At 75.3% G+C, this 5081-nt stretch carries 4 protein-coding genes; 1 reads left to right on the forward strand and 3 read right to left on the reverse strand.

The window, feature by feature from the left end; translation table 11 throughout:
• Nucleotides 1-53: 53 nt before the first annotated feature.
• The gene (locus tag EAD96_RS21620) at nucleotides 54-1715 is read right to left on the reverse strand and encodes a DEAD/DEAH box helicase (protein ID WP_121685587.1); all 1662 of its coding nucleotides are present in this window, start codon (nucleotides 1713-1715) and stop codon (nucleotides 54-56) included.
• Nucleotides 1716-1997: 282 nt separating this feature from the next.
• Here EAD96_RS21620 and EAD96_RS21625 point away from each other — a divergent pair, with 282 nt between their 5' ends.
• Nucleotides 1998-2654, forward strand: a complete 657-nt coding sequence (locus tag EAD96_RS21625; RefSeq protein WP_121685588.1) for a ferritin-like fold-containing protein — start codon at nucleotides 1998-2000, stop codon at nucleotides 2652-2654.
• Between the two features lie 45 nt (nucleotides 2655-2699).
• On the opposite strand, the gene EAD96_RS21630 is transcribed toward EAD96_RS21625, so the two are convergent.
• Together EAD96_RS21630 and EAD96_RS21635 are read right to left on the reverse strand one after the other, a co-directional pair.
• The gene (locus tag EAD96_RS21630; protein WP_013288692.1) at nucleotides 2700-2927 is read right to left on the reverse strand and encodes a DUF3107 domain-containing protein; all 228 of its coding nucleotides are present in this window, start codon (nucleotides 2925-2927) and stop codon (nucleotides 2700-2702) included.
• Nucleotides 2928-2992: 65 nt separating this feature from the next.
• Entirely contained in the window at nucleotides 2993-3631 is a 639-nt protein-coding gene (locus EAD96_RS21635; RefSeq protein ID WP_013288691.1) for a TetR/AcrR family transcriptional regulator, read from the reverse strand.
• Between the last annotated feature and the right edge of the window lie 1450 nt (nucleotides 3632-5081).

Genomic DNA, 5081 nt, shown 5'->3' on the forward strand with positions numbered 1-5081 from the left:
TGGCGACGGCCTCCGGGACCGGGGGTCCGGGAGGCCGTTTCCGTCGGTGTGGGTCAGTCGGCGTTGGTGGCCTCGGCGGGTGCGCCGGTGCTGCCGCTGCGGCGACGGCGACGACGACGGGGCTTGGTGCTCGCGGCCTCGCCCTCCGTGGGCTGCGGCGCGGCGGCGGTCTCGGCCGCGCCCTCGGTGCCGATTACCGCGGTCGGCTCACCGGCCACCGTCTCACCGGCCCGGCGACGACGCCGGCGACGCGGCGTACGCGGGGTCTCGTCGTCCCCGGCGTCGGCCTGCGCGGCGGGCGAACCGGCGGACGAACCGCCGTCGCCGCCCCGGCCCCGACCGCGGTCGCGGTCGCCACGCTCGCGGCCCCGGCTGTCACCGCGCCGCGCACCCCGGCGCGACCGGCCGCCGCCGCCCAGGTCCTCCTCGACCTCGGCGGACAGACCGGCGCGGGTGCGCTCGGCGGTCGGCAGCGTGCCGCTGACGTCCGTCGGGATGGCCAGGTCCGTGTAGAGGTGCGCGGAGGTGTGGTACGTCTCCGGCGGCTCGGGCATGTCCAGCCCGAGCGTCTTGTCGATGATCCGCCAGCGGGGCATGTCGTCCCAGTCGACGAACGTCACGGCGGAACCCGTGGCCCCGGCCCGGCCGGTACGGCCGATGCGGTGGGTGTAGGTGTCCTGGTCCTCGGGGCAGTCGTAGTTGATCACGTGCGTGACGCCCGTGACGTCGATGCCCCGCGCCGCCACGTCGGTGGCGACCAGCGTGTCGATCTTGCCGGCGCGGAACGCTCGCAGCGCCCGCTCGCGCGCGCCCTGACCGAGGTCGCCGTGCACGGCGGCGACGGCGAAGCCGCGGAAGTCGAGATCCTCGGCGACCCGGTCGGCGGCCCGCTTGGTACGGGTGAAGATCATGGTCAGCCCGCGGCCCTCGGCCTGGAGGATGCGCGCCACGATCTCGACCTTGTTCAGCGAGTGCGTGCGGTACGCGAGCTGCTTGGTCTGCGGCGACGGACCGGTCTCGGCGGTGTGCCCGGCGTGGATCGTCACCGGGCGGCGCAGGAAGCGCCGGGACAGCGCGACGATCGGGTCCGGCATGGTGGCCGAGAACAGCATGGTCTGCCGGTCCTCCGGCAGCATCGCCAGGATCTTCTCGACGTCGTCCAGGAAGCCCAGGTCGAGCATGCGGTCGGCCTCGTCGAGGACGAGCGCGCGGACCCGGTCCAGCCGCAGGTGCTTCTGCTTCTGCAGGTCCAGCAGGCGGCCCGGGGTGCCGACCAGGATCTCGACGCCCTTGCGCAGCGCCTCGATCTGCGGCTCGTAGGCCACGCCGCCGTAGATCGGCAGCACCCGGACGCCCCGGGTGCGGCCCGCGGCGTCGAGGTCCTTGGCGACCTGGATGCCCAGCTCACGGGTGGGTACGACGACGAGCGCCTGCGGGACGCCGTCGCTGCCCTCGGACGGGGCGAACACCCGCTCCAGCAGCGGGATGCCGAAGCCGAGCGTCTTGCCGGTGCCGGTCGGCGCCTGCCCGATCAGGTCGACGCCGCGCAGCGCGATCGGCAGCGCGTACTCCTGGATGGCGAAGGCGCGGGTGATGCCGGCGGCGGCCAGCGCCTCGACGGTTTCCTGCCGCGCGCCGAGCGCGGCGAACGTGGGTGCCTCCGGGGGGACCGGAGCGGTGGGGGCCAGTGGCTGGCCGGAAATCTGCTCGCTCATATGGATTTGGGGGTGCCCTCTCGTGGTGCGCCCCTCAGGTCCTCAGGGCGCGATCGGTGTGGCGCGGGCCACGCGGTCAGGGGCGATTTCGCCGAGCCGGACCGGGCCGCACGCGCGTCGGGGACCGGCGTTGATCAGCAAGTGACCGATTCGGTGCCCACGGCAACTGTCTCATCCTACCTGAACGGCCCCTGAGGCGTCCCGATTCCCAGGTGGTGGCCGTGCACGTGGGGCGGTTCGTTGTGACTTGAGTCACAGGGGTGGCGCCGGTAGCCTGCGCTCGTGTCCGCCCCCCACCCCGCCGTCCCCGACCCTGCCGCGACCGATCTGTTCGGGCTCGTCGCCTACGGCGAACTGCTCGCGTTCGACCGCCTCGCCGCCGACGCGCGCCTCGCACCCGACCTGCGCCGCCGCGCCGCGCTCAGCGAGATGGCCGCCGCCGAGATCGCGCACTACCGATGGCTCACCGACCGGCTCGCCGCCCGGGGCGTCACCCCGGAGGAGGCGATGGCCCCCTACGTCGAGGCGCTGCGGGCCTACCACGACTCGACCGAGCCGCGGGACTGGGCGGAGGCGGTGACGAAGGCGTACGTGGGGGACGCGATCACCGACGACTTCCTGCGTGGGATCGCCGACGGCCTGGCCGGCCCCGACCGGACACTGCTGCTCGACGTGCTGCACGACTCCCGGTACGCCGAGTTCGCCGGCGCCGAGATCCGGGCCGCGATCGAGGCCGATCCCCGGGCCGCCGGGCGGCTGTCGATGTGGGCGCGGCGGCTGCTCGGGGAGGCGCTGTCCCAGGCGGGCCGGGTGGCCGCCGCCGACCGGGGCGCGCTCGTCGCGTTGATCGGGCGGACCGGCGGGGACGTGCCGGGGCTGCTGCGCCGGCTGACCGAGGCGCACGCTGCGCGCATGACGGCTGTCGGGTTGAACAACTGAGCCGCCGTGGCGGGAGGCCCGCCACGGCGGCCGGTGCCGCGGGAATCAGCGAACGGTGAACCCGACCGCGCGAGGCGACGCCTCGGCGATCTCGACGTAGGCGACCTTGCCGACCGGCACGATCACGCGCCGGCCCTTCTCGTCGGTCAGGGAGAGGGTGCCCTCACTCTTGGCGAAGGCGTCGGTCACGATCTGCTCGATCTCGGCCGGCGACTGCGCGCTCTCCAGGACCAGCTCCCGCGGCGCGTACTGCACGCCGATCTTGACCTCCACTGTGCCTCCTCAACTGGGGCGAAAAAGCCACCGTGGGAAGGCTATCCGATCCGGCGGCCCGATGTTCAGGCTGACTCACCTTGCAGCGGGAAGCTGGCGATGCCGCGCCAGGACAGGGCCGCGACCAGCGCTTCGGCCTCCGCCTTGGGCACCTGGCGGCCGCCGGCGAGCCAGAACTGGGCGGCGGTCTCGGCGGCGCCGACCAGACCCGAGGCGAGCAGTTCGGCGTGCGAGCGGCTGACCCCGGTGTCCGAGATGATCGTGTCGGTGATGGCCGCGATGCAGCCCTGCTCGACCCGCTCCACCCGCTGCCGCACCGCCGGGTCGTTGCGCAGGTCCGACTCGAAGACCAGCCGGAACGCCTCGCTCTCGTGGTCGACGAAGTCGAAGTACGCGCGCACCGCGGCGCCGACGCGCTCCTTGTTGTCGTTGGTGCCGCTCATCGCGTCCTGCACGTTGGCCACTATCGCGTCACAGTGCGTGTCCAGCAGCGCGAGGTAGAGCTCCATCTTCCCGGGGAAGTGCTGGTAGAGCACCGGCTTCGAGACACCCGCCCGCTCGGCGATGTCGTCCATCGCGGCGGCGTGGTAGCCCTGCGCGACGAACACCTCCTGAGCGGCGGCGAGCAGCTGCTTACGGCGCGCCGAGCGGGGCAGGCGGGTGGGCCGACCGGCGGTCTGTGCACCGTTCCCCACTGCGGTCATCGGATCCTCCGAGTATCTGCGTACGAGCCGGCACGTATCACCCGAACCGGTCCGGGTTCGTGAACCCGTCGCGGAATTGGCCCGCCGCTGTAACTTATCGCCACTGTCACCACACGGTAGCCTCAGCGGGGGCGACCAAGGAGCGCGCGGTGAGTGAAACAGGGCAACCCGGAGCCGCCACCCCGGGAGAGCACGGCGACGGGACGGGCCAGCAGGACGAACCGGCCCGTACCGGCGGCGGTTGGGCGCCCCCGCCGAACGGCTGGTCCCGCGGCGCTCCGGCGCCCGGCGGCTGGCCCTACGGCGACCTCGGCGGCTGGGCCGCCTCCTCGCCCCGGCACGGCGACCTGCCGGCCCCGCTGCCCGGCCACTCCGCGCCGGAACCGGGGCGCGTCAACGGCCGCCACGTCAACGGCGTGCACCACGCCGGGGAGGAGTCGCCAGTGACCCGCCAGGCGCCGGTCAGTGCCCCGCCCGCGGAGGAGCCGCCCCGGCCCACCGACGGCGAACGACTGGCCGTACCGGCCCCGCGCCCGGCGCCGACGATCGAGCAGCCGACCGACCCGGGGGACGCCGGTTCCCGGCACGCCGCCGACGACCCGGCCGTCCGGGCGCCGCGCTGGGCCGAGAGCGGGCCGACCTCCGCGCCCCCGGCGCTCCAGGTCCCGCCGGTCGGCGCCGCCGCCTCCGGTTTCGAGGTGCCGCCGGGCTTCCACGCGCCGAACACCGAGTCCACCCCGTCGCTGTCCCGGGGCTGGGCCGACCGGCCCGTCACCCAGCCGGCCGCGAACCGGCCGGAGCACGCACCGGGCGAGGTCCACCCGCCCGAGGGCCGGGCCGCCGCCGCCGAGCCGCGGGCCGCGGCCGAGATCCCGGCGGCCGACGACCCGAGGGCCGGTGAGCCGGACTGGTCGGGGCCCTCCTGGAACCGACCGAGCTGGGGTGACGGCTGGGCCCCGCCGTGGGCCCGCACCGACGAGCCGCCGGCCCGCCGGGCCGAGGAGCCGCCGGTCCGAGGCCCGGAGGAGCCACCCGCCCGCCGCGCCGAGGAGCCCGCCGCCGAGCGGCGCGAGTGGGAGGACGACAGCGCCGCCCACCGCACCGCCCGCGAGGACCGTGCGGCCGAGTGGGCGCCCGAGCCGGTGCGGCCGTACGAGCCGGCCCGCGTCGAGCCACCCGCCGCCTACGAGCCACCCCGGCCCGAGGCGGTACGGCCGTACGAGCCGCTGCGCGCCGAGCCGGCCCCCGGCCCGGAGGCGACGCGGCAGTACCCGCCGTCCGCCGAGTCCGAGACGCCCCGGCAGTACGAGCCGGGTGCCGGGCCGGAGCCGGCGCGCCGGTACGAGCCCCCGGCCGAGCCGGAGCCGGCGCCCGAGCCGACCCGCCCGTTCCGCCCCCCCCGGGGCGACCTGTCTCGTATACACATCTGACGCTGCCGACGAATAGCCTT

It is taken from the genome of Micromonospora sp. BL1 (assembly GCF_003667485.1).
GTDB lineage: Bacteria > Actinomycetota > Actinomycetes > Mycobacteriales > Micromonosporaceae > Micromonospora > Micromonospora tulbaghiae.

Excerpts from the sequence above, each read along its gene's own strand:
- EAD96_RS21620 (WP_121685587.1), bottom strand. The coding sequence starts at position 1,715 with ATGAGCGAGCAGATTTCCGGCCAGCCACTGGCCCCCACCGCTCCGGTC.
- EAD96_RS21635 (WP_013288691.1), bottom strand. The coding sequence starts at position 3,631 with ATGACCGCAGTGGGGAACGGTGCACAGACCGCCGGTCGGCCCACCCGC.